Below are 4,223 nucleotides of genomic sequence, written 5' to 3'. Positions count from 1 at the left end.
TTCGGTTGTCCCTGTTTTAATAGACTTAATAAATCTTTCAAGGCCGTTCCTCCGCAAGGGTGTTCAACAGGTGCCCGCTACAAAACGGTAGCGGCACCCCTTGCCATCTCGTTGTTGATGCTTATTCCGTGTCTAGCTCGATATTAATACCGAGTGAGCGGATCTCTTTGACCAATACATTGAAAGACTCGGGCATACCCGGCTCCATGCTCTGATCACCATCAACAATATTTTTGTACATCTTGGTCCGACCGTTCACGTCGTCCGACTTCACCGTTAGCATTTCCTGCAGGGTATAGGCGGCACCGTAAGCTTCAAGCGCCCACACTTCCATCTCCCCGAAGCGCTGACCACCGAACTGGGCTTTACCACCCAATGGCTGCTGGGTAACCAAGCTGTACGAACCAGTAGAACGCGCATGCATTTTGTCATCAACCAAGTGATTCAACTTGAGCATGTACATATAGCCGACAGTGACCGGGCGGTCGAATTCCTGACCGGTACGGCCGTCACACAACTTCAACTGCCCGCTGTCTGGCAGACCTGCCAAGCGTAGCAGACTTTTAATTTCGCCCTCGTTAGCGCCGTCGAATACCTGGGTTGCCATTGGCACGCCGCCACGCAGATTCTTGGCAAGGTCCATAATGGCTTCATCGCTGAAGCTGTCGAGATCTTCGTGACGGCCTGCGCCATCGTTGTAGATTTCGCCAAGGAACTTACGAACATCGGCAATTTCACGCTGCGCGCGAATCATTGCATCAATCTTGCTACCCAAACCTTTCGCCGCGAGGCCAAGGTGGGTTTCAAGAACCTGACCAACGTTCATCCGCGACGGTACACCCAACGGATTCAAAACGATATCAACCGGCTCACCGTTTTCATCAAAAGGCATGTCTTCAACCGGCATAATGACCGAGATAACACCCTTGTTACCGTGACGACCAGCCATTTTATCACCTGGCTGAATACGACGTTTGATGGCCAAGTAAACCTTAACTATTTTAAGTACGCCCGGCGCCAGATCGTCACCGGTCGTCAGTTTGCGACGCTTATCTTCAAAACGCTCTTCTAAGGTTTTGCGATGCGCAACCAACTGCTTGTCAGCGTCTTCCAGTGCAGCATTCAAGGTCTCGTCAGAAAGACGCAGCTTGAACCAATCGTCAGTCTTAATCTCAGCCAAGCCAGCAGCGGTCAGGACATCGCCCTTTTTCATACCGGGACCACTTAGGATCGCTTGGCCTTCTAAGGCCGTAGACAAACGCGCAAAAGTCGCTTCTTCGACAATGCGGTACTCTTCGTTTAGATCCTTACGGAACTGGTCGAGCTGCATTTTTTCAATTTCCAGCGCGCGCTTGTCTTTTTCAAGGCCATCGCGAGTGAAAACCTGAACGTCGATAACCGTGCCCTTGGTGCTAGTAGGAACACGCAGGGAAGTATCTTTGACGTCAGAGGCTTTCTCACCGAAGATTGCACGTAGCAATTTTTCTTCTGGGGTTAACTGAGTTTCGCCTTTAGGCGTGACTTTGCCAACCAGAATATCACCGGGGCCGACTTCAGCACCGATATACACGATACCGGACTCGTCCAGACTCGCCAGCGCGCCTTCGCCAACATTGGGAATATCGGCAGAGATTTCCTCTGAACCCAATTTGGTGTCGCGGGCAATACAGGTCAATTCTTGAATATGAATGGTAGTGAAGCGATCTTCTTTCACCACGCGCTCAGAAACAAGAATCGAATCCTCAAAGTTGTAACCGTTCCAAGGCATGAACGCGATACGCATGTTCTGACCCAGCGCCAGTTCACCCATATCAACAGACGGGCCATCGGCCAGAATGTCGCCACGCACAACGTCGTGACCTTCGCTTACAATTGGACGCTGATTAATACAGGTGTTCTGGTTAGAACGAGTGTATTTAGTCAGGTTGTAAATATCTACCGGTGGCTGACCGGGCTGCACTTCGTCGTTGTTAACACGAACAACGATACGTGAAGAGTCAACGCTGTCGATCACACCGCCGCGGCGGGCAACCACACACACACCGGAGTCAGACGCCACATAGCGCTCAAAACCAGTACCAACCAAAGGCTTGTCGGCCTTCAGTGTTGGCACCGCCTGGCGCTGCATATTCGACCCCATCAAGGCGCGGTTAGCATCATCGTGTTCTAAGAACGGAATCAAAGACGCCGCCACCGAAACAACCTGCTTGGGCGAAACGTCCATGTAGGTTACTTTTTCCGGCGGCATTACCGTAAATTCGTTCATGTGACGAACAGCAACCATTTCGTCGGTCAGCTCGCCTTTTTCGTTCATGACCGCAGAGGCCTGAGCGATAACTTCTTCAGCTTCGTTGATCGCCGACAGATATTCGATGTCGTCGCTTACCTTACCGTCTTTCACTTTACGGTAGGGGCTCTCTAGGAAACCGTACTCATTGGTGCGTGCATAGGTCGCCAATGAGTTAATCAGACCAATGTTTGGCCCTTCTGGCGTCTCTATCGGACAGACGCGACCGTAGTGCGTCGGGTGAACGTCACGGACTTCGAAGCCTGCACGCTCGCGGGTCAGGCCACCGGGCCCAAGCGCAGAAACACGGCGCTTGTGGGTGATCTCTGACAGCGGGTTGTTTTGGTCCATAAACTGTGACAGCTGTGACGAGCCAAAAAACTCTTTTACCGCAGCGGCAACTGGCTTGGCATTGATCAGATCCTGCGGCATCAGGCCTTCACTTTCGGCCATAGACAGACGCTCTTTAACCGCCCGCTCTACCCGTACCAGGCCAACACGGAACTGGTTTTCAGCCATCTCACCAACAGAGCGAATACGACGGTTACCGAGATGATCGATATCGTCGACAATGCCCTTACCGTTACGAATGCCAACCAGCATTTTCATAACAGCGATAATGTCGCTTTGGTCCAAGGTGCCAGCACCCAAAATATCCTCGCGACCAACGCGGCGGTTAAACTTCATCCGGCCAACGGTAGACAGGTCATAACGCTCTGCTGAGAAGAATAAGTTTTGGAACAAATTCTCGGCCGACTCTTTGGTTGGCGGCTCGCCGGGGCGCATCATACGATAGATTTCGACCAATGCCTCTAACTGGGTATTGGTTGGGTCAGCGCGCAAAGTATCACTGACATACGGCCCGCAATCCAGCTCATTGGTATAGAGCGTGTCGATTTCCTTAACATCAGCTTCTTCAAGCGCAGTAAGGATTTCGGCAGTAATCAAGGTATTACAAGGAAAGAGCACTTCGCCGGTCTTTTTGTCGACAATGTCTTTAGCCAGCGCGCGGCCAACCAAGTATTCAACCGGCACTTCCAACTCTTTCATGCCTGATTTTTCAATCTGGCGAATATGGCGCGCGGTTATACGGCGGCCGGTCTCAACGATGACTTCACCGTTTTTGGCAGCAATATCAAAGGTCGCAACTTCACCACGCAGACGCTCGGCGATCAACTCAATAGTAAAGCCGCCCTTTTTGGCAACCTTAAAGGTATTAACGTCGTAGAAGAGATCAAGAATCTCTTCTGCTGTCATACCCAATGAGCGCAACAATATCGTTGCTGGCAATTTACGACGGCGGTCGATACGCACAAACACCATGTCTTTCGGGTCGAATTCAAAATCCAGCCAAGAGCCGCGGTAGGGAATGATCCGCGCAGAGTACAGCAGCTTGCCCGATGAGTGGGTTTTGCCCCGATCGTGATCGAAGAACACACCAGGTGAACGGTGCAACTGGGAAACAATAACCCGCTCAGTACCATTGATAACGAAAGTACCGTTTTCAGTCATTAGCGGGATTTCGCCCATATAGACTTCTTGTTCTTTAATATCTTTGATGCTTTTGTTGGCCGATTCGCGATCATAAATGATCAAACGAACTTTGACTCGCAGCGGCACAGAATAGGTCACACCGCGCAGCTGGCACTCATTCACATCAAAGGCCGGCAAGCCAAGCACGTAATCGACATACTCCAAGGCCGCATTGCCGGAGTAACTCACTATCGGGAAGATTGATTTAAATGCGGCGTGCAAACCATACTCGCCGCGCTCACCGGCAGGAACACCCTGCTGGGTGAACTTCTTGTAAGAATCCAGCTGAATCGCAAGGAGATAGGGCACGTCCATGACGTGCGGCATCTTGCCAAAATCCTTACGGATACGTTTTTTCTCAGTGTACGAGTAAGCCATCAGTACTCCCCAGCATCATTTCTTG

The 4,223-nt window shown here is 51.2% G+C and carries 1 protein-coding gene; it reads right to left on the bottom strand.

Annotation, left to right across the window (positions count from 1 at the left end; all coding sequences use genetic code 11):
* Positions 1 to 121 precede the first annotated feature (121 nt).
* Complete coding sequence (gene rpoB / locus ABYP33_RS17580; RefSeq protein WP_373092493.1) at positions 122 to 4,198, bottom strand: DNA-directed RNA polymerase subunit beta; 4,077 nt, start codon at positions 4,196 to 4,198, stop codon at positions 122 to 124.
* Positions 4,199 to 4,223 lie beyond the last annotated feature (25 nt).

The sequence above is a fragment of the Zhongshania sp. genome (assembly GCF_041584495.1).
GTDB lineage: Bacteria > Pseudomonadota > Gammaproteobacteria > Pseudomonadales > Spongiibacteraceae > Spongiibacter.
Note: the sequence above shows the minus strand (reverse complement) of the source record. Positions and strands in the feature narration are given on the sequence as shown.